The organism is Actinoplanes nipponensis (assembly GCF_016862275.1).
In the GTDB taxonomy this organism is placed as follows: domain Bacteria; phylum Actinomycetota; class Actinomycetes; order Mycobacteriales; family Micromonosporaceae; genus Actinoplanes; species Actinoplanes nipponensis.
The window spans coordinates 1-20,681 of the sequence record NZ_BOMQ01000020.1 but is presented as its reverse complement, the minus strand read 5'-3'; the positions used below and the strand labels follow the sequence as shown (position 1 = coordinate 20,681).

General features: G+C 71.0%; 26 protein-coding genes. 14 read left to right on the top strand and 12 right to left on the bottom strand.

Features of this window, described 5'->3' with window-relative positions:
- The first annotated feature begins 23 nt into the window (after positions 1-23).
- Complete coding sequence (locus Ani05nite_RS08155; protein WP_203766486.1) at positions 24-1,427, top strand: GH1 family beta-glucosidase; 1,404 nt, start codon at positions 24-26, stop codon at positions 1,425-1,427.
- A 70-nt stretch (positions 1,428-1,497) separates the two neighbouring features.
- A complete protein-coding gene (locus Ani05nite_RS08150) occupies positions 1,498-2,520 on the top strand; it encodes a S66 peptidase family protein (RefSeq protein WP_203766484.1) in 1,023 nt (340 codons plus the stop codon).
- Positions 2,521-2,536: 16 nt separating this feature from the next.
- On the opposite strand, the gene Ani05nite_RS08145 is transcribed toward Ani05nite_RS08150, so the two are convergent.
- Complete coding sequence (locus Ani05nite_RS08145; RefSeq protein WP_203766482.1) at positions 2,537-3,796, bottom strand: ROK family transcriptional regulator; 1,260 nt, start codon at positions 3,794-3,796, stop codon at positions 2,537-2,539.
- Between the two features lie 124 nt (positions 3,797-3,920).
- On the opposite strand from Ani05nite_RS08145, the gene Ani05nite_RS08140 reads away from it, so the two are divergent.
- Positions 3,921-4,754, top strand: coding sequence for a class I SAM-dependent methyltransferase (locus Ani05nite_RS08140; protein ID WP_203766480.1), 834 nt, complete (start codon positions 3,921-3,923; stop codon positions 4,752-4,754).
- Between the two features lie 54 nt (positions 4,755-4,808).
- Positions 4,809-5,018, top strand: coding sequence for a hypothetical protein (locus Ani05nite_RS08135; RefSeq protein ID WP_203766478.1), 210 nt, complete (start codon positions 4,809-4,811; stop codon positions 5,016-5,018).
- Between the two features lie 82 nt (positions 5,019-5,100).
- On the opposite strand, the gene Ani05nite_RS08130 is transcribed toward Ani05nite_RS08135, so the two are convergent.
- Positions 5,101-5,475, bottom strand: a complete 375-nt coding sequence (locus Ani05nite_RS08130) for a cupin domain-containing protein (RefSeq protein ID WP_203766476.1) — start codon at positions 5,473-5,475, stop codon at positions 5,101-5,103.
- Between the two features lie 74 nt (positions 5,476-5,549).
- Here Ani05nite_RS08130 and Ani05nite_RS08125 point away from each other — a divergent pair, with 74 nt between their 5' ends.
- Together Ani05nite_RS08125 and Ani05nite_RS08120 are read left to right on the top strand one after the other, a co-directional pair.
- Positions 5,550-5,993 (top strand): MarR family winged helix-turn-helix transcriptional regulator, encoded by a 444-nt coding sequence (locus Ani05nite_RS08125; RefSeq protein ID WP_239129477.1) that lies wholly within the window; start codon positions 5,550-5,552, stop codon positions 5,991-5,993.
- A 70-nt stretch (positions 5,994-6,063) separates the two neighbouring features.
- A complete protein-coding gene (locus Ani05nite_RS08120; protein ID WP_203766475.1) occupies positions 6,064-6,687 on the top strand; it encodes a maleylpyruvate isomerase family mycothiol-dependent enzyme in 624 nt (207 codons plus the stop codon).
- Here Ani05nite_RS08120 and Ani05nite_RS08115 read toward each other — a convergent pair.
- On the bottom strand, positions 6,684-7,583 hold the full coding sequence (locus Ani05nite_RS08115; RefSeq protein ID WP_203766607.1) for a sodium:calcium antiporter: 900 nt from the start codon (positions 7,581-7,583) through the stop codon (positions 6,684-6,686). The two genes, Ani05nite_RS08120 and Ani05nite_RS08115, sit on opposite strands and share 4 nt — an antisense overlap.
- 146 nt (positions 7,584-7,729) lie before the next feature.
- A complete protein-coding gene (locus Ani05nite_RS08110; protein WP_203766474.1) occupies positions 7,730-8,122 on the bottom strand; it encodes a nuclear transport factor 2 family protein in 393 nt (130 codons plus the stop codon).
- 208 nt (positions 8,123-8,330) lie between these two features.
- Between Ani05nite_RS08110 and Ani05nite_RS08105 the strand changes: the two genes are divergently transcribed.
- The gene (locus tag Ani05nite_RS08105) at positions 8,331-9,140 is read left to right on the top strand and encodes a CPBP family intramembrane glutamic endopeptidase (protein WP_203766473.1); all 810 of its coding nucleotides are present in this window, start codon (positions 8,331-8,333) and stop codon (positions 9,138-9,140) included.
- On the opposite strand, the gene Ani05nite_RS08100 is transcribed toward Ani05nite_RS08105, so the two are convergent.
- Both Ani05nite_RS08100 and Ani05nite_RS08095 read right to left on the bottom strand, forming a co-directional pair.
- The gene (locus Ani05nite_RS08100) at positions 9,088-9,792 is read right to left on the bottom strand and encodes a response regulator (RefSeq protein WP_203766472.1); all 705 of its coding nucleotides are present in this window, start codon (positions 9,790-9,792) and stop codon (positions 9,088-9,090) included. The two genes, Ani05nite_RS08105 and Ani05nite_RS08100, sit on opposite strands and share 53 nt — an antisense overlap.
- Entirely contained in the window at positions 9,789-11,000 is a 1,212-nt protein-coding gene (locus Ani05nite_RS08095; RefSeq protein WP_203766471.1) for a sensor histidine kinase, read from the bottom strand. The genes Ani05nite_RS08100 and Ani05nite_RS08095 overlap by 4 nt, the downstream gene beginning before the upstream one ends.
- Positions 11,001-11,101: 101 nt before the next feature.
- Between Ani05nite_RS08095 and Ani05nite_RS08090 the strand changes: the two genes are divergently transcribed.
- From Ani05nite_RS08090 to Ani05nite_RS08080, 3 genes are all read left to right on the top strand, one after another.
- The gene (locus Ani05nite_RS08090; protein WP_203766470.1) at positions 11,102-11,560 is read left to right on the top strand and encodes a hypothetical protein; all 459 of its coding nucleotides are present in this window, start codon (positions 11,102-11,104) and stop codon (positions 11,558-11,560) included.
- Between the two features lie 16 nt (positions 11,561-11,576).
- A complete protein-coding gene (locus Ani05nite_RS08085) occupies positions 11,577-12,065 on the top strand; it encodes a GNAT family N-acetyltransferase (protein ID WP_203766469.1) in 489 nt (162 codons plus the stop codon).
- A gap of 93 nt (positions 12,066-12,158) precedes the next feature.
- Positions 12,159-12,560: a VOC family protein gene (locus tag Ani05nite_RS08080; protein ID WP_203766467.1), complete on the top strand. Its 402-nt coding sequence runs from the start codon at positions 12,159-12,161 to the stop codon at positions 12,558-12,560.
- Positions 12,561-12,888: 328 nt separating this feature from the next.
- Here the strand turns inward: Ani05nite_RS08080 and Ani05nite_RS08075 are convergent, their stop codons facing one another.
- The gene (locus Ani05nite_RS08075) at positions 12,889-13,704 is read right to left on the bottom strand and encodes an oxidoreductase (protein ID WP_203766465.1); all 816 of its coding nucleotides are present in this window, start codon (positions 13,702-13,704) and stop codon (positions 12,889-12,891) included.
- Between the two features lie 128 nt (positions 13,705-13,832).
- On the opposite strand from Ani05nite_RS08075, the gene Ani05nite_RS08070 reads away from it, so the two are divergent.
- Positions 13,833-14,411: a TetR/AcrR family transcriptional regulator gene (locus tag Ani05nite_RS08070; RefSeq protein ID WP_203766463.1), complete on the top strand. Its 579-nt coding sequence runs from the start codon at positions 13,833-13,835 to the stop codon at positions 14,409-14,411.
- 549 nt (positions 14,412-14,960) lie between these two features.
- On the opposite strand, the gene Ani05nite_RS08065 is transcribed toward Ani05nite_RS08070, so the two are convergent.
- Positions 14,961-15,656: a hypothetical protein gene (locus Ani05nite_RS08065; RefSeq protein WP_203766461.1), complete on the bottom strand. Its 696-nt coding sequence runs from the start codon at positions 15,654-15,656 to the stop codon at positions 14,961-14,963.
- Between the two features lie 165 nt (positions 15,657-15,821).
- Between Ani05nite_RS08065 and Ani05nite_RS08060 the strand changes: the two genes are divergently transcribed.
- Positions 15,822-17,120 carry a hypothetical protein gene (locus Ani05nite_RS08060; protein WP_203766459.1) on the top strand — a complete coding sequence of 433 codons (1,299 nt, stop codon included), beginning with the start codon at positions 15,822-15,824 and terminating at the stop codon, positions 17,118-17,120.
- Positions 17,121-17,281: 161 nt separating this feature from the next.
- On the opposite strand, the gene Ani05nite_RS08055 is transcribed toward Ani05nite_RS08060, so the two are convergent.
- The 3 genes from Ani05nite_RS08055 to Ani05nite_RS08045 are packed head-to-tail and all read right to left on the bottom strand — an operon-like array spanning position 17,282 to position 19,062.
- Positions 17,282-17,983 carry an MOSC domain-containing protein gene (locus Ani05nite_RS08055; RefSeq protein WP_203766457.1) on the bottom strand — a complete coding sequence of 234 codons (702 nt, stop codon included), beginning with the start codon at positions 17,981-17,983 and terminating at the stop codon, positions 17,282-17,284.
- Positions 17,984-18,028: 45 nt separating this feature from the next.
- The gene (locus tag Ani05nite_RS08050) at positions 18,029-18,529 is read right to left on the bottom strand and encodes a nuclear transport factor 2 family protein (protein ID WP_203766455.1); all 501 of its coding nucleotides are present in this window, start codon (positions 18,527-18,529) and stop codon (positions 18,029-18,031) included.
- On the bottom strand, positions 18,526-19,062 hold the full coding sequence (locus Ani05nite_RS08045; RefSeq protein ID WP_203766453.1) for a carboxymuconolactone decarboxylase family protein: 537 nt from the start codon (positions 19,060-19,062) through the stop codon (positions 18,526-18,528). Before Ani05nite_RS08045 ends, Ani05nite_RS08050 begins: the two co-directional genes overlap by 4 nt.
- 114 nt (positions 19,063-19,176) lie before the next feature.
- Between Ani05nite_RS08045 and Ani05nite_RS08040 the strand changes: the two genes are divergently transcribed.
- Positions 19,177-19,803, top strand: coding sequence for a CGNR zinc finger domain-containing protein (locus Ani05nite_RS08040; RefSeq protein WP_203766451.1), 627 nt, complete (start codon positions 19,177-19,179; stop codon positions 19,801-19,803).
- Between the two features lie 291 nt (positions 19,804-20,094).
- Complete coding sequence (locus Ani05nite_RS08035; protein WP_203766449.1) at positions 20,095-20,466, top strand: hypothetical protein; 372 nt, start codon at positions 20,095-20,097, stop codon at positions 20,464-20,466.
- Positions 20,467-20,479: 13 nt separating this feature from the next.
- Here Ani05nite_RS08035 and Ani05nite_RS08030 read toward each other — a convergent pair whose 3' ends face one another.
- Entirely contained in the window at positions 20,480-20,662 is a 183-nt protein-coding gene (locus Ani05nite_RS08030) for a hypothetical protein (protein ID WP_203766447.1), read from the bottom strand.
- Positions 20,663-20,681: the final 19 nt, after the last annotated feature.

Below are 20,681 nucleotides of genomic sequence, written 5' to 3'. Positions count from 1 at the left end.
TACCCATCCCCCACAGGAGAACCATGAACCCCACCGTCACGCCCGCCCCCGGGCTGCTCCTGCCCGCCCTCGACCTGCCGCCGTCGTTCAAGTGGGGCGTCGCCACCTCCTCGTACCAGATCGAGGGCGCCGTCGCCGAGGACGGCCGCACCCCGTCCATCTGGGACACGTTCTGCCGCGTGCCGGGCGCCGTGGTGGGCGGGGACAACGGCGACGTCGCGTGCGACCACTACCACCGGATGCCGCAGGACGTCGCGCTGATCAAGAGCCTGGGCGTGGACACGTACCGGTTCTCGGTGGCCTGGCCGCGGGTGCAGCCCGGCGGCCGCGGCCCGGCCAACCCGGCCGGCCTGGCCTTCTACGACCGGCTGACCGACGAGCTGCTGGCCGCCGGCATCGACCCGTGGGTCACGCTGTACCACTGGGACCTGCCGCAGGAGCTCGAGGACGCGGGCGGCTGGCCGAACCGGGACACCGCGTACCGCTTCGCCGACTACGCGATGCTGGTCTTCGACCGGCTCGGCGACCGGGTGCGGACCTGGACCACGCTGAACGAGCCCTGGTGCTCGGCCTGGCTGGGCTACTACGTGGGCGTGCACGCCCCCGGCCGCAAGAACTTCGGCGACTCCATCGCCGCCGTGCACCACCTGCTGCTCGGCCACGGCCTCGCGACCCAGCGGATGCGGGCCGCGGCGACGCGCGAGACGACGTTCGGCATCACGCTCAACATGGGTACGGCCGACCCGGCCACCGACACGAGCGCGGACCGGGACGCGGCCCGCCGGGCGGACGGCATGGGCCTGCGCATCTACCTGGACCCGCTGCGCAAGGGCGAGTACCCGGCGGACATGGTCGAGGACCTGGCCGCGCGCGGCACGGCGTTCCCGGTCCGCGACGGCGACCTGGCGGTCATCGCCACGCCGTTCGAGGTGCTGGGCGTGAACTTCTACTTCGGACAGGACTTCAGCGGCACCGACGAGCACGGCAACACCACCGACGCCGACGGCCTGCCCGTCGTCCGCGCGGTGCTGCCCGAGGGCCCGCGGACGGCGATGGACTGGCCGATCACCGCGGACCGCTTCACCCGGCTGCTGGTCCGGCTGTCCCGCGACTACCCGGACCTGCCGATGGTCATCACCGAGAACGGCGCCGCGTTCGACGACATCGCCGACGCGGACGGGGCCGTGGCCGACGCGGACCGGACCGCCTACCTGGCGGAGCACATCGCGGCGGTGGTGGCCGCCCGCGAGCAGGGCGCGGACGTCCGGGGCTACTTCGCGTGGTCGCTGATGGACAACTTCGAGTGGGCCGAGGGCTACGCCAAGCGCTTCGGCATCGTCCACGTGGACTACGCCACCCAGGTGCGGACGCCCAAGCAGTCCGCGCTCTGGTACCGCGACACGATCAGCCGGGCCCGCGGGAACTGAGGCGGTCCGGGGCGCGGCCGTTCCGGCGGCCCGCGCCCCGGCGCACGGCCCGTACCGGGATACTGCGGTGATGACCGGTTCCGCCCTGCCGCGGCTGCTCCGGCCCCGCGCCCTCGCGCCGGGCGACCTCGTCGTCATCGCGTCGCTGTCCGGGCCGCTGCACGCCACGTACGAGCCCGACCTCGCCCGGGCCGAGGCCACGCTGGAGCGCATGGGCTTCCGCGTGCGCCGGGCGCCGCTGCTCGAGGCGGGCCGGCGCCACTGGTGGAGCGCGGCCCGGCCGGCCGAGATCGCCGCGGAGCTCAACGGCCTGCTCCGCGCGCCCGAGGTGCGCGCGATCATCGCCCATGACGGGGGCCAGACGGCGCTGGGCTACCTGGACCTGATCGACGTCGCGGCGATCGCCGCCGATCCCAAGCCGATCCTCGGCTACAGCGACATCTCGCTGCTGCATCTGGTCCTCTACGCGCGCACGGGCCTGGTCGGCTTCCACGCCGACCTGGCCACGCCCGGCCTCGGCGGGGCGTGGCCGGCCGTGCCGGCGGCGCGCCGGGCGGAACTCGAGAGGCTCTACTCGGCGCTGCTGAGCAGCCCGGAGCCGATCGGCACGCTGCCCGCCACCCCGTCCCGGGAGTGCTGGCGTCCGGGCCGCGCCGAGGGCCGCCTCATCGGCGGGGTGATCAACCGTATCGTGCTGGCCCAGGCCACCCCGTACGCCCTGCCCCTGGACTGCTTCGACGGGGCGGTGCTGTTCTGGGAGGAGACGGGCGGCCAGGCCGCGTACGTGTGGAGCTATCTGCAGGTGCTGCGGCACAGCGGCATCCTGGACCGGATCTCCGGCATGGTCGTGGGGATCCCGCACGCGATCGACGGGCTGGGCCCGCCCGGCGCGTCGCCGACCCTGGCCGAGATCGTCCTGGACGTGCTGGGCGAGCGCAACATCCCGGTCCTGGGCAACGTCGAGTTCGGACACGCCGGCCCGAATCTGCCGATGCCGGTGGGCATCCGGGTCGCCCTCGACGCCCGGCAGCGGACGTTGTCGCTGCTCGAACCGGCGGTGCGGCCCGCCGTCGAGGACCGCACCGCCGGCTGAGCAACGCGGACCGGCCTCAGCTGCGGCCGCGGCTCAGCGCGCGCCGGTGGGCGGCGCGGGACGGCGGCGACGACGGACCCGGCGTGGCCGGCAGGCCACCGTCGGCCAGCAGCCGGGCGATCGGCAGGGTGGCCGCGCCCATCGCGACGGCGTCCGGCCCGAGCTGACACAGGTCGATCCGGGTACGGGAGTACGGGTGCCGCAGGGCGTTTCGCGAGGCTGCGGCGCGAATGTCGGAAAGAAAGCGCTCTCCCAGCGCCAACCCGGCCGGCCCGCCCAGCACGATGCGCTCCGGCGAGAACAGGTTGACCAGCCCCGCGATGCCCGCGCCGAGGTAGCCGACGGTCTGCGTGATGACCGCCCGGGCCGCCTCGTCCAGCGCGCCGTCCGCCGCGAGCATCCGGGTGAGCAGCTCGGGGTCGGGCCGCCGGCCGGTGGCCGCGGCGAGCCGGGCGATGACCGTCTCCGACCCGATGTACGCCTCCAGGCAGCCCCGCGCCCCGCACCGGCAGACGTCGCCGTCGTACACCAGGGTGGTGTGGCCCCACTCGCCGGCGTTGCTGAACGCGCCGCGGTAGCCGCGCCCGTCCATCACCACGGCCGCGCCGACCCCGGTGCCGACCATGACGATGACCGCGTGCCGCGCGCCCCGCCCGGCGCCGAACCACATCTCGGCCTGGCCCAGCGTCTTCGCGCCGTTCTCGACGAACACCGGCACGTCGGTCCCGGCCCGCAACATCTCGCCCAACGGCACGGCGTCCCAGCCGGTGGTCTGCGAGTGCACCACCGCGGACCCGCCGGAGTGGTCGACGACGCCGGGGACGCCGACGCCGAAGCCGAGCACCTCGCTCCGCGCGACGCCGGCCTCGGCGATGACCGCCTCCAGCCCCTCGAGCAGCCGGGCGGCCGTCACCGCGGGGTCCGGGCCGTCGTCGCCGAGCGAGAACCGGGCCACGGCGAGCCGGGACATGGCCAGGTCGTACAGCTCCACCAGCAGCCGGGTCTCGCCGACGTCGGCGCCGGCGACGTAGCCGTACCCGGGCGCCACCCGCAGCAGCGCGCGGGGCCGGCCGCCGTCGGAACCGACCAGGCCGGCCTCCTCGACCAGGCCCTCGTCGATCATCTCGCCGATCAGGTTGCTCACGCTGGCCTGGCTCAGCGCGGTGGTGTCACCGAGCTCCTGCCGGCTCTGCCGGCCGCCGTGGAACAGGTCCGTGAGCAGGCTGGCCCGGTTCGCGCGGCGGACGTCCCGCACCGTCGTACGCCTGGTCTCCAACCCCTACCGCCTTCGCATTCAGCCCCGTCGACCTGCCGTCTCACGCTATGCCACTGCCATCATGTGGCACCGGCGGCCCGGAAACCACCTCGTGACCTGGCCGGTCGTGGGATACCGTCCGGCCGTGAGCGACTACCGCACCGTGAACCTGGCCAGCTGGGACGAACGCGCGCCGGCCCATGCCGCCTCCGCCGACTACGGCGTGGCGGCGTTCGCCGACGATCCGGCCCACCTCAGCGCCGTGGTCCGCTACGACCTGCCCCTGCTGGGCGACGTCAGCGGCCTGCGCGGCGTGCATCTGCAATGCCACATCGGCACCGACACCGTGTCGCTGGCCCGCCTCGGCGCGACCATGACCGGCGTGGACTTCTCCCCGGCCGCGCTCACCGAGGCCCGCCGCATCGCCGCGCTGGCCGGCGCCGCGGTCGACTACGTCGAGTCCGACGTCTACGCCGCGGCCGACGCCCTCGGCCGCGGCGGCTTCGACCTCGTGTACACCGGCATCGGGGCGCTCTGCTGGCTGCCGGACATCCGCCGCTGGGCGCGGGTCGTGGCCGACCTGCTGCGCCCCGGCGGGCGGCTGTTCCTCCGCGAGGGCCATCCGGTGCTGTGGGCACTGGCCGACCCGCTGCCCGAGGGCGGGGTGCTCGCGCTGGAGCACCCGTACTTCGAGCAGCCGGAGCCGACGGTCTGGACCGAGGGCGGCACGTACGTCGAGACCGAGGCCGAGTTCGTGCACAACACCACCCACGAGTGGAATCACGGCCTGGGTGAGACGGTGACCGCCCTGATCGACGCCGGGATGGCGGTGACCGGGCTGGCCGAGCAGGACAGCGTGCCGTGGGAGGCGCTGCCCGGCCACATGCGCCGGGTCGCTCACGACGAATGGCAGCTCACCGACCGTCCCGAGCGGCTGCCGCACAGCTACACCCTGCAGGCGGTACGCCTGCCCGTTTAAAGATCGAAGCATTCGGGGTATCTCGCGGCCAGTCCCCACGACCAAGGAGCCCCGATGCGCGCAGGATCAATCGGCGGAGTCATTCTCGTCCTCTGGCTCGTCCTCGGCGCCGTCGCCGCGTTCGAGCGCGGATACTTCAAGGACACCGGCGACGCGAGCTGTGCCGAAGCCGGCACGGTCGTCGTCACGGTGGTCGCCGGCCCGCTGAACTGGCTGGGCGTCAACCCGAAGATCACCTGCGACATCCCCGAGCCGTCGAAGTAGGCCGGGCTCGCCGGCTGATCGCCGTCGACCGCGAACGCCGCCATCCCACCGGGGTGGCGGCGTTCTGCCGTCAGCCCCTGCTTCAGCGCACCCAGGGCGGGCTGATCGACGAGCCGTCCGGCAGGGTCGCCTCCAGGCCGACGCTGGTGGTGACCCACGCGGTGGCCGGGGCGTCCGCGGTGTTGTCCAGGGCGAACCGCGCCCCGGCCGGCACGAACGCGACCTCGCCGCGGCGCACCGTCGTGGCGGCGCCGTCGATGGTCGCGGTCAGCTCCCCGGTCAGCACGAGCAGCACCTCCTCGCGGCTGACCCGGTGCGGCACCCCGGTCGTGCCGGGGGCGACCTCGAGCCGCCAGGCACAGAGCTCGGCGCTGCCGGACGACGGCGCGACGAAGGAGTGGAACGTGGAGCCGTGCAGCCGATGGGCGACGGCGTCGCGCTCCCGGACGACCGACATGATGATCCCCTTCCGATAGTCAATCTGCTTGACCAAATAGTCAAGTAGCTTGACGTATCTGTCAAACTCCTTCCGTGGACCGCGATCTTCTCGACCTGCCGGTGCTGCTGCTCAGCGCCGCCCGCGCCCTGGTGGACGGCATCGACGCCGGCGTCCGGGCGCGCGGCTTCGCCGACCTGCGCCCGGCGCACGGCTTCGCGTTCGCCCGCCTCGCGGGCGACGGCGCCACCGTGGGCCAGCTGGCCGAGCACCTCGACGTGACCAAGCAGGCGGCCAGCCAGATGGTGGAGGAGCTCGTGACCAAGGGGTACGTGACCCGCGGCCCGCACCCGCAGGACGCCCGGGCCCGCCTGATCGTGCTGACCCCGAAGGGGTGGGCCTGCACCCGGGCCGCGGACGAGGCCGCCGCGGAGGTCCTGCGGCCCTGGGCCGACACCCTCGGCCCGCAACGCCTGGCCGCGCTGCGGGCGGACCTGTCCCGCCTGGCCACCCCGGGCCGGCTGCGCCCCACCTGGTGAGGCCGCGCCCGATTACTTTCGCCGGCCCGGACCGTACTCCTGCAAAGCCCTTCGACCAGGAGTCATCCCGATGCCGAACCCGCAAGCCGAGGTCCGCGCGGAACGCGCCGACCAGGCCGACCTGCTGGCCACCCTGACCCCCGAGCAGTGGCACGCCCCGACCCTCTGCGCCGGCTGGCGGGTGCGCGAGGTCATCGCCCACACGACCATGCCGTACCGCACCTCGACCGCCCGCGTCCTGCTGGACCTGGCCCGCGCCCGCGGCGACGTCAACCGCATGGCCGACCGCGCGGCCCGCCGCGACGCCGCCCGGATGACGCCCGACCGGCTGATCGCGGCGCTGCGCGACAACATCGACCACCCGTGGACCCCGCCGGGCGGCGGAGCCGAGGGCGCCCTCTCGCACGACCTCATCCACGGACTGGACATCACGGTCGGGCTCGGCCTGGACCGCCGGCCGCCGCCCGAGCGGGTCGGCCTGGTGCTGGCCGGGCTGCGCCCGAGGAACATCGGCTTCTTCGGTACGGACCTGACGGGCGTCAGCCTGCGGGCCACGGACCTGGACTGGACGTACGGGTCGGGCAGCCCCGGACGCGGCGCCGCCCAGGATCTGCTGCTCGTCGTCTGTGGCCGGCGGCTCCCACCAGGCCGGCTGGAGGGACCGGCCGCCCGCCGCTTCACCACCGCCGCCTAGACCAGGAGCGGCACGGTGAGCAGGTAGACGACCAGCAGCAGGCCCGCCTCGGGACGGGTGAGCCGCCGGCGCCGGTGCAGCAGCAGCCAGGCCAGCAGGCTCACCCCGACCAGCGCGCCCGCGGCGGGCCACCCGAGACGGGCCGGCGTACCGCGCCCGGCCAGCCCGACCAGCGCCCCGCCGCCCACGCTGTTGATCAGGTTGCTGCCCAGCAGGTTGCCCACCACCAGGTCCCCCTCCCGCCGGCGCTGGGCCTGCACCGTGGTGACCAGCTCGGGCACGGAGGTGCCGAGGGCGACGACGGTGAACCCGATGACGGCCGGCGACAGGCCGAGCCGTCCGGCCGCCCCGGCGGCGCTGCTGACCAGCACCTGCGCGCCGAGCAGCGTGCCGGCCAGCCCCAGCAGCGCCCGGAGGACGTCCCGGCCGGCCCGCGGAGCCGGGCCGGTGGCGAGGAACTCGGTCACCTCGGCCGCCATCGGGTCGGCCGGGCGTACCCGGGAGAAGCGCAGCAGCAGCACGACCGCGCCCCCGGTGGCCAGGGCCAGCACCGCGCCGCCGGCCCGGCCGAGCCCGACCGCGGCGAGCAGCGCGAACAGGGCGACGGCGGCCGCGGCCAGCGGCGCCTCCCGGCGCGGGACCGAGGACCGCACCGCCAGCGGGCCGACGAGGCCGGCGAGGCCGAGGACGAGCGTCAGGTTGATGATGTCGGACCCGGCGAGGTTGCCCAGCGCCAGCCCGGTCTCGCCGTGGGCGGCGGCCAGCCCGGAGACCACCAGCTCCGGGGCGCTGGTGCCGAACCCGATGACCACGACGCCGACGACCACCGGCGAGACGCCCCAGCGCGCCGCCAGCCGGCCGGACCCGACCACGAGCTGATCGGCGGCGACGGTCATGACGATCAGGCCGGCCAGGCCGAGAACGGCGAACTCCCACACAGCGACCTCCGGGCGCGCGGCGACGACGCCGACCAGGCTTCCCGGCACACCGTGTGGAACCGCTCCGACCGTAGCCGACGACCGCCACCCGGTCCGGCGGCCGATCAGCCGGCGGCGGCCTCGCGCTGGATCTGCTCGAACTGGGCGGCCATCGCGCCGGCCAGGGCCTGCGCGGCCGACAGCGGACGGACCATGACGGTGAACTCGTCGATCAGCCCGCTGTCGTTCAGGTGCAGGAAATCGCAGCCCTCGACGGCCACCTCACCGATCCGCGCCCGGAACACCAGCGCGTGGTCGCGGCCGCCGTCGCCGCTCAGCTCACGGACGTACCGGAAATCCTCGAACACCCGCAGCACGCCGCGCAGGATCGCCGCGGTGAGGGCCTTGCCCGGGTACGGCTTGAACGCCACCGGGCTGCGGAACACCACGTCGTCGGCCAGGGTCGCCGCGATGGCCTCGGGGTCACGGGCTTCCACCGCGGTGCGAAAGTCGATCACCGGGCCAGCGTACGACAGCCGGCCGCCGTGTCGGTACCGATCCGAAGTCCACAGTAGAGCGCCGGGGGCCGGGAGAGCGCGACCCTGGTACCGGTACCCCGGGCGGAGACGGCGCTGAGCACGCCGCCGAGGTTCCGACCGTCGGTGGATGGCGGCGGGTGAGCGCCCGCCGACACTGGGCGGACCTTCACCGAAAGCGGGTCCGTCCGTGTTCGCCACGCTCTCCGATCGCACCGCGTCGATCGTCTTCGTCCTGTTGGTCCTCGGGGTCTCGCTGGGCACCGCCAACGTTGCCGGAGGCCTGATCCTGGCCTTCTCGCCGCTGCTCGTGGTGCTGGCGATGCTCCTGGTCGTCACCCGGGAGGGCTATGCGCGCGACGGCTGGGCCCGGCTCGGGACGGGCCGGCTCGGGCTGCGCTCCTGGCCGCTGACGATCGCCACCACCGCCGGCGTCTGCGTGCTCGCGACCTTGGGCGTCGTGGCGCTGGGCTTCGCCCGGTTCACCGTCCCGCCGCAGCCGTGGCTGACCGACGTGCTGGCGCTGTGCGTCGCCGGCCCGATCCTGGCCTTCGCGGAGGAGATCGGCTGGCGCGGGTACCTTCAGCCGCGGCTCGCCTTCCTGGGCGAACGGGCGGCGATGCTCACGGTCGGGGTCGTCTGGATCGGCTGGCACCTGCCGTACATCCTCCTCACGCCGTACTACCACAGCGAGGGCAACCGGGTCCTGGTGCTCACGCTGTTCGGCGGCTCCGTGCTCGCGTTCTCGTTCCTGTTCGGCTACCTGCGGACGGTGTCGGCCAGCGTCTGGCCGGCGGTGCTGGCCCACTTCGCGCACAACGCCACCTTCGCCGCGCTGACCATCCCGGTCGCCACCGGGCGGCCGGTGCTGGTCAACGAGTACCTCAGCGGTGACACGGGTCTGTTCGTGCTCGCCGGCACCGCCGCGTGCGCCGTCACGATCGGCGTCAGCCGGGCGCGGGCGGCTCGCCGGTCAGCCCCAGTGTCTGGGCGAGGATGACCGCCTGGACCCGGTCGCGCGCCTCCAGCTTGCGCAGCACCGAGCCGACGTGGGTCTTGACGGTCGACTCCACCACGTGCAGCCGGGCGGCGATCTCGCCGTTGGTCAGCCCCAGCCCGATCGCCGCGAGGATCTCCCGCTCGCGCGCCGTGAGCCGGGCCAGGCCGGGCGGCACGCCGTCCGGCCGGCCGGCGGTGGACGCGGTCGGCGCCGCGAGGACGAACGAGTCGATCAGGCGACGGACGAGCCGGGGTGAGACCGGCGACTCGCCGGCCGCCGCGGCCCGGATCGCCGCCAGCAGCTCGGCCGGGCCGGCGTCCTTGACCAGATATCCGGACGCCCCGGCGCGCAGGGCGGCGACCAGCAGGTCGTCGGTGTCGAAGGTCGTCAGCATGACGACCCGCGGCGGATCCGGGGCGGCGAGCAGGCGCCGGGTGGTCTCCACCCCGTCCAGGCCGGGCATCCGGATGTCCATCAGGACGATGTCGGCCCGGTGCCGGGGTTGCCGCAGCGTGTCGAGTGCCGCCTGCCCGTCGCCGGCCGACCCGACCACCCGCAGGTCCGGGGCCGCGTTCAGGATCATCGCGAAACCGGCGCGGACGAGTTCCTGATCGTCGACGAGAAACACCCGGATCGGCTCGGACGGGCTCATGGTCGCCCGCCGCCGGCGGCAACCGGGACGGTGGCCTCGACGCCGAACCCGCCGCCCGGGCGTGGACCGGCCGCCAGAGCACCGTCCAGGGCCCGGAGCCGTTCCCGCATCCCGCCGAGCCCGTGACCCGGCCCGGCCGCGACCACCCCGGGGGCGGGGCCGGCGCCGTCGTCCTCGACGCGCACCCGTACGGCCCCCGGCGTTCGCTCCACGACCACCCGGGCCGTGGCCCCGGCGCCGGCATGCTTCAGCACGTTGGTCAGCGACTCCCGGACCACCCTCAGCACGGCCAGGCGCACCGCGGCGGGCGTCCGCTCGAACACGGCGGGGTCGGCCCGGATCTCGACCCGCAGCCCGGCCGCCCGGACCGCCGCGACGAGCCGGCCCAGGTCGGCCAGGCCCACCGACGGTCCGGCCGGGTCGTCCGCCCCCTCGGGATCGCGGAGCACGTCGATGACGCCGCGGACCTCGGCGAGGGCGGTCCGCGCGGTCCGCCCGATGGTGGCCAGCACCGCCCGAGCATCCGTACGATCCCACGGCTGCGCGTGCTCGGCGGCATACTCGGCCCCGTCGGCCTGCACGACGACCACGGTGAGCGAGTGGGCGACGATGTCGTGGATCTCCCGGGCCGCCTCGACCCGCTCCCGCTGGGCCAGGAACCGCTCGCGTTGCCGCCGGCTCTCCTCCAGCCGCGCGTAGGCCTCGCCCAGCGCCCTCGTATTGGTCTCGCGGCCCCGCACGACGTTCCCGATCAGCCAGATCAACCCGGCGAAGACGGCGAGGAAGGCGGCGATGACGAAGGCGTTGCGGGTGTAATCCGGCGCGGTGCTCCACCGGAAGCCGGCGGCGAGGCTCCCGGCCAGCGCCGCGCCCAGCGCGCCCAGCCGTACCGCCAGCGACGCCACGTGCGCGGCGACCGTGTAGATCATGAGGGCCTGGGCGATGTTGGCCGGCAGGGGAATCGGCAGCACCACCAGCTGGACCACGAAGACCGCGGCCGTCCAGGCCAGCAGCGCGGCCGGCCGCTTGCGCCGCCAGGCGAGCGGAAGGACGGTCGCGGTGGCGACGGCCAGACCGGTCGGCCCGGCGAGCAGGCTGAGCAGCCCGAACACCAGCCAGATGACACCGGCGAGGAGCCCGTCGACCAGCAGCGGACGCCCCCGGGACCAGCGATCGACCCGGGCCGCGAAAACCGTGCTCTGTTCCACCGCTCCCCCGCCGCGTGCCGACCTGGCCGGCCCAGCCTAGTCATGATCCGCCACGCCGTCCGTCGCACGGGCGGGGAGCGCGGCGCCGCTACCCTGCAGCCATGCTGACCGCGGAACGAATGAGCGTGTGGCGGGGCCGCTACCGGTTGGTCGCCGACGGACGACCCGTCGCCGTGTGGGATCCGTCGTGGTGGCGGACCGGCGGCGACTTCGAGGTCGACGGGCGCCACTATCAGGTGCGGGCTAACGGCTGGGGCACCAAGTACCGCATGTTCGACGAGGCGGGCGGCGAGGTCGCCCTGGTCGAGCGGGCCGGCCGCAAGCACTGGACCGTGCGGGCCGGCGGACGCACCTACGAGTTCCGCCGCGCGTCGATGTGGGGCAACCGGCAGGAGCTGTGGGCCGACGGCGTGAAGGTGGGCGAGATGCGCCGTACGAGCGCCTGGTCGGGCGCCATCGAGGCGGACCTGCCCGGGCTGCCGCTGCACGTCCAGATCTGCGTCATCGGCGTCCAGATAGCGATCTGGCAAGCGCAGCAGTCCGCTGCGGCCAGCGGCTGACCCGGTTCCCGTGCGAATGGACGATCGTGCCGAGCCCGGGCTGGTGGTGCGTACCGCCGTCGCGTCCGATCTCCCGGCCTTGCAGCAGATCTACCGCGCGGCGTCGCTGTCCAATGCCGGCGACGCCGCGATGTTGCTGGCCCGGCCCGAATTCCTGGTCTTCACAGGCGAAGGCATTGCCGCCGGCCGCACTCTGGTCGCCCGTACCGACTCACCGGACGCGGAGCGGATCGTCGGGTTCGCCACCGTCGCCCCCGGCCGGGACGACGGTCCCGAAGTCGAGGACCTCTTCGTCGACCCGGGCCGGCGCCGCCGCGGTGCCGCCCGCCTGTTGATCGAGCGGATCGTCGCCGACGCCCGCGAGGCCGGGCACCGGCGCCTGTGGGTCACCGGCAACCCGCACGCGCTGGCCTTCTACCGGGCCGTTGGATTCGTCCCGGTCGATCAGGTCGCCACCGAGCTGGGCGCCGGCCTGCGCCTGTCCCTCGACCTGAGCCGGACCTGACGGGTCCGGCGTTCGGGTCTGCGGGGACTGCGATGCCTCCGTTAGTCTCCGGCAGTTGCCACAGCGCGACTATTGCCGAAAGAAGGAAAGCGCGTGATCAAAGGACTGAACAAGGTAGAGGTCATCACGTTGTTCGTGGAGGATCTGGCCGCCACGCGGGCCTTCTACGAGAAGGTCTTCGGGCTCGAGGTCGTCTACTCCGACGAGGCCTCGGCCGTGGTCCGGCTGGAGAACCTGATGATCAACATCCTGCGGGCCGACCGGGCCGGCACGCTCGTCGAGCCGCGGCCGGTGGCCGGGCCGGAATCCGGCGCGCGCCTGCTTCCCACCATCGCGGTGGAGGACGCCAACGCCGTGTACGAGGAGCTCAAGCAGCACGGGGTCACCATCCTCAACGGCCCCGTCGACCGGCCGTGGGGCCGCCGGACGGTCGCCTTCACCGATCCGGCGGGCAATGTCTGGGAGATCGCGCAGATCCTGTCGCAGGCGTCCTGAGGCTCGGGGGTCAGGTTCGGCCGGGGCCGCCCGCCGGCGGCTCCCGGCCGTTCCGTGCGCTCAGCTGTCCGTCGTGGAGATTGTCGCCTGGTGGTTCGCGCAGGGTGTTGAGTGCTCGCCGGAGCTTGGCCCACGGCTCGGCCGCGGCGGCAACGGCCTGGTTGGCACGACGTAGGCGGCACGGGCCGGACGGTCTGCCGCTCGGTGATCGATGCTGCTTCCGGCGTGACCAACATGGTGATGGTGAACGGCCCGGACGCCGCCCAGCAGGCACGGGCCCACGGGGCGAACGTCTGCGGCCGCATGGTGGTCGCGGCCATGGGTGTGCTCAGCCCTGCGCCGCGTGGGAGACGTGCTCCCAGTCGGCCCAGGTCTGCAGACGCTGGGCGTAGAGGTGCTTGACGAGCTCGGTGGACTGGGAGCCGAACAGCACGCGCAGCGGCGGGTTCTCGGCGTCGACGATCTGCAGCAGGGCCGCGCCGGTGGCGGCCGGATCGCCGAGCGCCGACCCGGCCCTGCGAGCGGCCATGGCGTCGCGCATCGGCTGGTAGGCGGGGTTCGGGTCGGCGTGCACCGCGGACGAACCGGCCCAGTCGGTGCTGAAGCCGCCGGGCTCGACCACGGTGACCTTGATGCCGAAGCCGGCCACCTCCTGCGCCAGCGATTCCGTCAACCCTTCGAGGGCCCACTTGGAGGCGTGGTAACCGCCCAGTGACGGGAAGGCGCCGATGCCGCCGATGGAGGAGATCTGGATGATGTGGCCGCTGCCCTGCTCGCGCAGGATCGGCAGCACCGCCTGGGTGACGAAGAAGACGCCGAACAGGTTGGTCTCCAACTGCTCGCGCAGCTGCTGCTCGCTGATCTCCTCGACCGCACCGAACAGGCCGTAGCCGGCGTTGTTGACCACGACGTCCAGACGGCCGAACTTCTCGTGGGCGGCGGTGACGGCCGCGGTGACGGCGGCCTTGTCGGTGACGTCCAGCGCGAGGGGCAGGACGTTGTCGCCGTACTTGGCGACCAGGTCGTCGAGGGCGCCGGTGGTGCGGGCGGTCGCGGCGACCCGGTCGCCGCGTTCGAGGGCGGACTCGGCGAACTGCCGGCCGAAACCGCGGGACGTGCCGGTGATGAACCAGACCTTGCTCATGGGAGATCCCTTCCTGATGGTCGGCACCTGTCCGACCAGCTGCGCCTCCCAGCGTACACCGAACTTAGACTCCGTCTAATAATGGATGGCGTCCATCATGGATATGATCTACCGGAGGAGGTGACACGATGAGCTTGCGAGAGCAGAAGAAGCTGGCCGCATGGCGAGCGATCCGGAGCGCCGCGCTGCGGCTGTTCGACCAGCGCGGCTACGAAGCCGTCAGCGTCGAGCAGATCGCCGCCGCCGCGAACGTCTCCCGGGCGACGTTCTTCAACTACTTCGCCAGCAAAGAAGCCGTCGTCTTCGACCAGGACCCGCAAGAACGCGACCACTGGCGCGCGCTCATGAACGCCCGCCCCGCCGACGAGCCGCTGTGGGACGCCCTGACCGCGATCATGATCGGCTTCAACGAGCGCCTCGCCGACCGCATGCCCCTGCAGCGCCGGCTCAAGGCTCAATCGCCCGCGCTCGCCCAGTCGACCCAAGACCTCGGCGAGCAGTTCCGCACCGACCTCCGCGACTGGGTCGCCACCCGGACCGACGGCACGGACCCCCTCACGGCCACGCTGCAGTTCAACCTCGCCTTCGCCGCGGTCTCCACGGCCTATCAGACCTGGCCGGCCGACGAGTCCTTCGACCAGTACCTGCAACGGCTCCGGCGCTGCCTCGCTCAAGCCGGCGCAGGCCCCGCGGCCAAGGCGAACTGACACGGCTCGAGCTACCCCGCCCGCCGGCGAAGGCTCTCGATCGCGCAGGACCCGGGGCCCGTGTTCCTCGCCTAGGTCGGCGAAGCCGACCACGACCGACAGGCGCCGGCGGACGGTCGAGGGCTGGTAGCGGCGGACATCCTGCAACCAGCGAACGTAGCGTTCGATCTCGGCTCGGCCCAGGGTCAACGGATCAAGATCCTTCGCTGGACACCAGGTCCGAACCACCTGGAGATCCGAGCCAGTGTGCACTCGGGACTCACCGCGATACCGGCCCAGGTATGCGCCTACTGCACGCGGAACATGCTCGTCGACAGCCACAACAAGCCGATCGGAAACAGAAGTAGTAGCAACTCCCCAATTCATTCCTGCGAAGCACGTCACCGATCATCGAGCGAGTCGGCCACCTTGGACGACGCGTTCCTCGACGTCTAGGATCGATACGATCAAGCGTCACGTGCGACTACCGCGGAGAACTTCCGCACTGCGCTCGCCTGACCGCTTCCAAGAACCGACCATACGGCCAAGCCGCCAGAAGCTGTCGTCGTGCTATTCGTATTCGATTACTTCAGGCGGTAATTTACTCACACCGTCATCTGTATCGCGGTACGGGTACGTTACACGCCCCGCCATTCGCCGCTCAAGATCAATAATTCGATCCGGCGCCACTGGGAGTGGTTCCGCACTGAATCGTTCCAGCATTCCTTCATGATTGCTGAAAGCGGTGGTGACGCGGTCGAGGTAATCACGCCAGATCACTGCCGTGCCCGCCGATATGCCGGTAGACGCCGCGAGGGTGGCCCGCCTCCGTCCGACGTACAGCCATATCTTATCTACTTGACATTCACGTGCAACTCTGGCTACATCCACCATTCCTGTGACGTCGACCCGGAGATAGTTTCTTTCCCGCTCGTCGAGTTCACGAATACGCTCCAAACCTATCGGCAAAATGACTCCATCAATGCTCGCGCCGGTGTGTGACTCCGCGTTCAAGAAGAGCACCTGAAGCTCCGGACGGTCGCCAGTCCTGGGATCAAAGTATGCGACCTCCTGTTCGTGTACCATATTGTCGGTAGCTACTGACCAGGCGCGCCTGTAGTCGTGAAGTTCCGCTCGAAAGATGTTTGGCTCTTGATCGACGCTCGAACTGCATAGGGCTTTTGCGGTCTCAGGATGGACGAGCGACCCGTAGGCAAAGATAGCCTCAGCGGCCCGCGCAGCCCTGTCGACATGGCCTTCCAGCACAGCAGCCTCCAGCTTGGTCCGTTAAGTACTCCGTGACAAGCGCCCGCAAGTCCGATAACATCCGGGCAGTCCCGCTCTGCGAGGTGCCAGGTGCGCATATCCCGAATGAGATTCCCGCGACGGCCCCCTCGACTCTACTCGCCGTTAGCGGTACGACTCAGTCAGTTGTCATTTTTGAAGATCTTCTTGGTCTATCTCGGACTGTCGATCACGTGGTCAATTTTGGCTTCTCTGCTTCTCCACGTGCTTAACAGCGATACCTTCGGTCTTCCGGGTGCAGCACGAACAGCGTTGTGGTCCTTGTGGGGTCCGGACAACTTGTTCACCGTCCAAGGCAGACCCTTTGTTTACTACTTATTCGCGGCGGTTAACGCCGTCATCGCTGTGATGCTCCCACTCCTTACGCTTGGCGCATTCGTCTTCAAGCTTTTTCGTCATGACCCGCTCACCTGGCGGTCAAAGTTAACAATCGAGGCAAGTAGAACCGGGAACTTCACACTGGCTGCGAGGTTCTACAACAGATTCACAGAGGACATCGGCGACTTGAACGCCCGGGCCTGGATTCGGTGGACCCCGGGCGACGGAATTGGCGTCTACCGTAACAAACCACTGGATCTGCTTATACGTAATCAGCTGTCCGAGTTCGCTAGTTGGCCGTTGGCACGTTCCGCAGAGCCGACGACGGTGCGAATACCGATTTGCCCAACGACGCGCATTCCGCCCCTGACGGATGAGGCGGTGCTTGTTCAGGGAGATGTAATCCCACGCGCGTCAGCCACAATCATCTTCATCGTCACCGGCACTGTCGGTGGCCTCAATGAAGATTTTAAAAGCATTCATACGTTCGACCTGGACGGCAACAGGGAAACTATTCAAAGTGAGTGGTTCCAGACTATCTCACTTGATCGCCGAGATCAGAGAGAATGGGCGAACTTTGATGGCACTCAGCTGATTTACGTTTTCCTGCACGACACCATGATGCATAGCGACAGCCTTACCCGCGCGGGCTTGCAACACAACCGGGTCGGGCCAGCGGCAATTTCAGGCTACCGTCGTTTCTGGAGCCCAGTGCCTGCCGAGGCGTCAAATGGTTCGGTGCTCGCTTCCGGCCTTGCGCCGTCATCCGGCAATAACGTACACGGGCTTGTTGTCATCGCAGACTATCTGCAGCTTGCCCATTTGGACAGATCTCGGTTGATTGGGGAGCGGTCCGACGTGACGCGCCGCATTATCTGGCCGCCTGGCGCCGAACCACCGCAGCCCTTCCGCGTATTTTCCTATGTGGTTACCTCGCCGCACACCATAGCTACGGCACGGTACTCCCGAAGAAGAATGGCAGCGGCATTTCGGCGTCGGGAGGCAGAGCTCAGCGAGGCGGCCAGCCAGGTGGGTGACGATTGCGAGCAAGACGTGGCGGCATTTCTTGAGGGCTCGGAGCACCAGATTCGGAGGCTGGCCCGCTAAGCACGCCGTGGCCTTTCAGGTAGGGCTCGGAATGAGCACTCTCTTCGGCATATGAGCGCTGCGCCGAAAGGCGCATTGACGTCTGGACTGCAACTGTCCGTCACCCACTGTTGAGCCGGCCCGGGCGCCTCCGTAGGACCCCCTCAGGCCGTCCGTCAGCATCAGTCGCTGGGTCCGGAATAGGGGGCACCGACGATCCATCCGCCGAGATGGTGCGGGGTGGCGGTGGTTGTGGTGAGGCGGACCGGGTCGCCGACCCGGATGGTGCCCGGGTGTATCACCCAGGCGTTGAGCGCCAGCTCGCCGCCGAAGTCGCGGCGTAGGCGGCGGAAGACGTCGAGGTCTTGTTGTCCGGTGTCGGGATCGATGGTGGTGACGTTGCACCGCATACGCAGGGAGTGCAGCCCGATCACGGCGTCGCCGATGATCAACGCGTGGCCGGGCCAGGTGGCCTCGGCGTCGGCGGGGACACCGCCGAGCAACAGGTTGGGTCGTAGCCGGCGCACGTCGTGTCCGAAACGGGCGACGGCGCCGTCGGTGGCGACGAGGAGGTTGCCGATGTCGAAGCGTTCGGGGCCGGCGTAGGCCCGCAGTTGGGCGGTGTCGCCGGCTCGTTGACGGATGAGTGCGGCGGCGTCCGCGGTGTTCCACGGGTGGCCGGCCACCCGTGGAACACCGTCGGCGCCGGTGCTCGCCGGCAGGGTGAGCAGCCCCGGCCGGGTACGCCCGGTCAGCGGGCCGCGGGGACCCCGGACGTGCACGAGACGGTCACCGTGCAGGCCGTCGGTGGTGACGGCTGCTTGCTCGAGTTGCTCGCCGGCCAGGGACTTGACCGGGTAGCGCCACAGTGCCGCGACGTGCATGAAGACTCCTGCCGCTCAGATGGACTGCTGGGTGGGCCGCCTTGCTCAGCGCAGCGGCAGGTCGGCGTCGCTTTCGGAGGCCGGGCGGGCGCCGTGGATGCGCCGGTCGCCGGCGTTGATGCGGACGTCGTTGATGCTCGCCTCGCGTCGGCTCATGTAACCGGCGGCGTCGAACTCCCAGTTCTCATTGCCGTAACTACGCCACCACTGCCCCGCCTCGTCGCGCCATTCGTACTGGAAGCGGACGGCGATCCGGTCGGCGGTGAAGGCCCACAGGCTCTTACGGAGGGCATAGTCCTGCTCGCCGGCCCATTTACGGGTGAGGAAGGCGACGATCTGCTCGCGGCCGGTGAGGAACTCGTCGCGGTTGCGCCACTGCGAGTCCGCCGTGTAGGCGGCGGCGACGCGTTCGGGGTCGCGGCTGTTCCAGGCGTCCTCGGCGGCTTGGACCTTGGCCCGCGCTCCGGCCTCGTCGAAGGGCGGCAGCGGCGGGCGGACGGTTGCGGCAGCCGATCCGGGGGTGGCCGGCGTCGTGGTCTCGTTCATGCGGTCACGACGGGGAAGTCGATGTCGACGGCGGCGGCCTTGTTGAAGTAGTTGGTCAGCACGTTGAGGGCGACGTGGCCGATGACCTCGGCGATCTCCTCGTCGCTGGCCCCCGCGGCGCGCACCAGGTCCAGGTCGTGGGCAGTGACGCTGCCGCGCGCGGTGTTGACGGCGACCGCGAAGGTGAGCAGCGCGGCGATCTTCGGGTCATCGTTGTCGCCCTTACGGGCGGCGGCGATGTCATCGGCGGACAGCTTGGCGGCGTGCTCGGCGAGGTAGGAGTGCGCCGAGAGGCAGTAGTCGCAGGCGTTGTCCTGAGCCACGGCCAGCGCGAGGCGCTCGCGGGTGGCGGCCTTGAGCGAGCCCTTGGCGAGCGCGCCGGACAGGGCGAGATAGCCGTCGAGCAGCGCGGGGGCGTTGGCCATCGCCCTGGTCATGTTGGGAGTGACGCCGAGGCCGCGCTGGACGGCGGCGAGCAGGTCGGCGGTCTTACCGGTGGCAGTGGCCGGGTCGATCAGGGGCAGGGTGCTCATGGGTGGTGCTCCTCAGCGAAGGCAAACGTCTTCTAACGCCGACGGCGTGTCGTTGCCGTTAGAAGTTGTAGCAGACATGCTCTCACGCTGACAAGCCGGTGTTACCGTTAGAACATGGATGAGGGAAGCCTTGAGGACGTGAGCACGGTGCTCGTGCTGCCGGGCGAACCCCGGCCGGTCCGCTTGATGAACACCGTCTGGGCCGACCGTCACGGCGTCCACGAGGCCCTCGCTGCCCCCGCCGACCTGGCGCGATGGCTGAAAGCAACCGGCCTCACCTACACCGAACCGTCGGTGACAGCCACGGATCTCCACACCGCCATCACCCTGCGCGACGCCCTGCGACGCCTGGCCGCCCTGAAGACGCAGGACCCCCGGCCCCCCGCACGCTCCGCGATGCGCGACGTCGACACCGCCGTCCAGGTGGTCAACACAACGGCAACCGCCGGCCCCTCCCGGGACACTCTGGACGTTGTTGGAGACCGACTACGCCTACGCCCCACCGCGCCCACCGCGGACCCGGCCATCGCCCTGGCCACCGTGGCCGCCGAGGCCATCGCCCTGCTCACCGCGCCCGACCTGATCCTGAACGCCTGCCACGCCCCCGGATGCGTCCTCTACTTCATGAAAGACCATCCCCGACGCGAGTGGTGCTCCACCGCCTGCGGCAACCGCGCCAGAGCCGCCCGGCACTACCGCCGCCACCACTCCACGCCCGAACCCGCCACCGAGGCCCCCTGACACCCGCACGGACAGCGCGTTACTACCCGAGCGGCGTCCCCGGGGGAAGGGGGATGAAGGCATGAGCCGTGCCTCAGTACCGGGGGCGAGTAGCTTCGGTCCTGGTCGACGAGTCTGGCGCGGTCCGACGGTGAGGCCCGTGTCGAGCGCAATTCCAGCGCGGAGTCCGACGCATCGGCTGCGCAAGTGTGGCGGCCCAGCCGGCCCGCCGTGGGCCGTGGCGTCCCGCACGGTGGGCGCAGGTGCCGCCGGCCGAGGCGGGGGTTACCGTGGATCATTGGCAATCGGGGGATGAGGCTGCAGATGATCAATGTGCAGGAGTTCGCGCGGCGGCTGAGCACTCTGGGAGGTGAGGCGTTCACCAGCGACGACGTCGTGGACCTGGCGACCGCCGCCGATGCTCGCATCAGCGCTGACCTCGAGATCGACGCCACTCTGGCGCAGCGCTTGCTCGACCAGATCTCGCCCCCGCTGCCGGTCACCGGAGCGCAGATCGCGGCGTTGCAATGGCCGCCACCCACGTCGTCCCGTCCAGCGGCGCCTTCGGTGTCCTTCTCCAGCCCCGGCGCAGTTGACGGACCGGCTGATCAGCCGACCCGAACCCGCGGTTCCGGGCCTGCGCGCAACGGTCGGCGACCCGGCTCCCGACGAACCGGCAGGTGAAACCGCCGTCCCATCATGCCGTCATTTCGCCTTGCCCGGATGACTCCAAGCCGATATCCCGTTTGATCGCGCGCACCGATTGCATCCGCAGAAACGCCGGGATGACAGGCAGCAGGACGACCGCAGCGAAAGAGGCGAGGACAGCATTCTCGACGTCCTTGCCGAACCCGCCGAGACTCCCCTCGCCACCGACCACTCACCGCCACACCCGCCCA

Bases quoted from the DNA above. Each gene is read 5' to 3' on its own strand.
- Ani05nite_RS08050 (WP_203766455.1), bottom strand. From the start codon at position 18,529: ATGAACGAGACCACGACGCCGGCCACCCCCGGATCGGCTGCCGCAACC.
- Ani05nite_RS08045 (WP_203766453.1), bottom strand. From the start codon at position 19,062: ATGAGCACCCTGCCCCTGATCGACCCGGCCACTGCCACCGGTAAGACC.
- Ani05nite_RS08070 (WP_203766463.1), top strand. From the start codon at position 13,833: ATGAGCTTGCGAGAGCAGAAGAAGCTGGCCGCATGGCGAGCGATCCGG.
- Ani05nite_RS08075 (WP_203766465.1), bottom strand. From the start codon at position 13,704: ATGAGCAAGGTCTGGTTCATCACCGGCACGTCCCGCGGTTTCGGCCGG.
- Ani05nite_RS08090 (WP_203766470.1), top strand. From the start codon at position 11,102: ATGCTGACCGCGGAACGAATGAGCGTGTGGCGGGGCCGCTACCGGTTG.
- Ani05nite_RS08135 (WP_203766478.1), top strand. From the start codon at position 4,809: ATGCGCGCAGGATCAATCGGCGGAGTCATTCTCGTCCTCTGGCTCGTC.
- Ani05nite_RS08035 (WP_203766449.1), top strand. From the start codon at position 20,095: ATGAGGCTGCAGATGATCAATGTGCAGGAGTTCGCGCGGCGGCTGAGC.
- Ani05nite_RS08130 (WP_203766476.1), bottom strand. From the start codon at position 5,475: ATGTCGGTCGTCCGGGAGCGCGACGCCGTCGCCCATCGGCTGCACGGC.
- Ani05nite_RS08040 (WP_203766451.1), top strand. From the start codon at position 19,177: ATGGATGAGGGAAGCCTTGAGGACGTGAGCACGGTGCTCGTGCTGCCG.
- Ani05nite_RS08055 (WP_203766457.1), bottom strand. From the start codon at position 17,983: ATGCACGTCGCGGCACTGTGGCGCTACCCGGTCAAGTCCCTGGCCGGC.
- Ani05nite_RS08100 (WP_203766472.1), bottom strand. From the start codon at position 9,792: ATGAGCCCGTCCGAGCCGATCCGGGTGTTTCTCGTCGACGATCAGGAA.
- Ani05nite_RS08115 (WP_203766607.1), bottom strand. From the start codon at position 7,583: ATGACCGTCGCCGCCGATCAGCTCGTGGTCGGGTCCGGCCGGCTGGCG.
- Ani05nite_RS08155 (WP_203766486.1), top strand. From the start codon at position 24: ATGAACCCCACCGTCACGCCCGCCCCCGGGCTGCTCCTGCCCGCCCTC.
- Ani05nite_RS08150 (WP_203766484.1), top strand. From the start codon at position 1,498: ATGACCGGTTCCGCCCTGCCGCGGCTGCTCCGGCCCCGCGCCCTCGCG.
- Ani05nite_RS08120 (WP_203766475.1), top strand. From the start codon at position 6,064: ATGCCGAACCCGCAAGCCGAGGTCCGCGCGGAACGCGCCGACCAGGCC.
- Ani05nite_RS08085 (WP_203766469.1), top strand. From the start codon at position 11,577: ATGGACGATCGTGCCGAGCCCGGGCTGGTGGTGCGTACCGCCGTCGCG.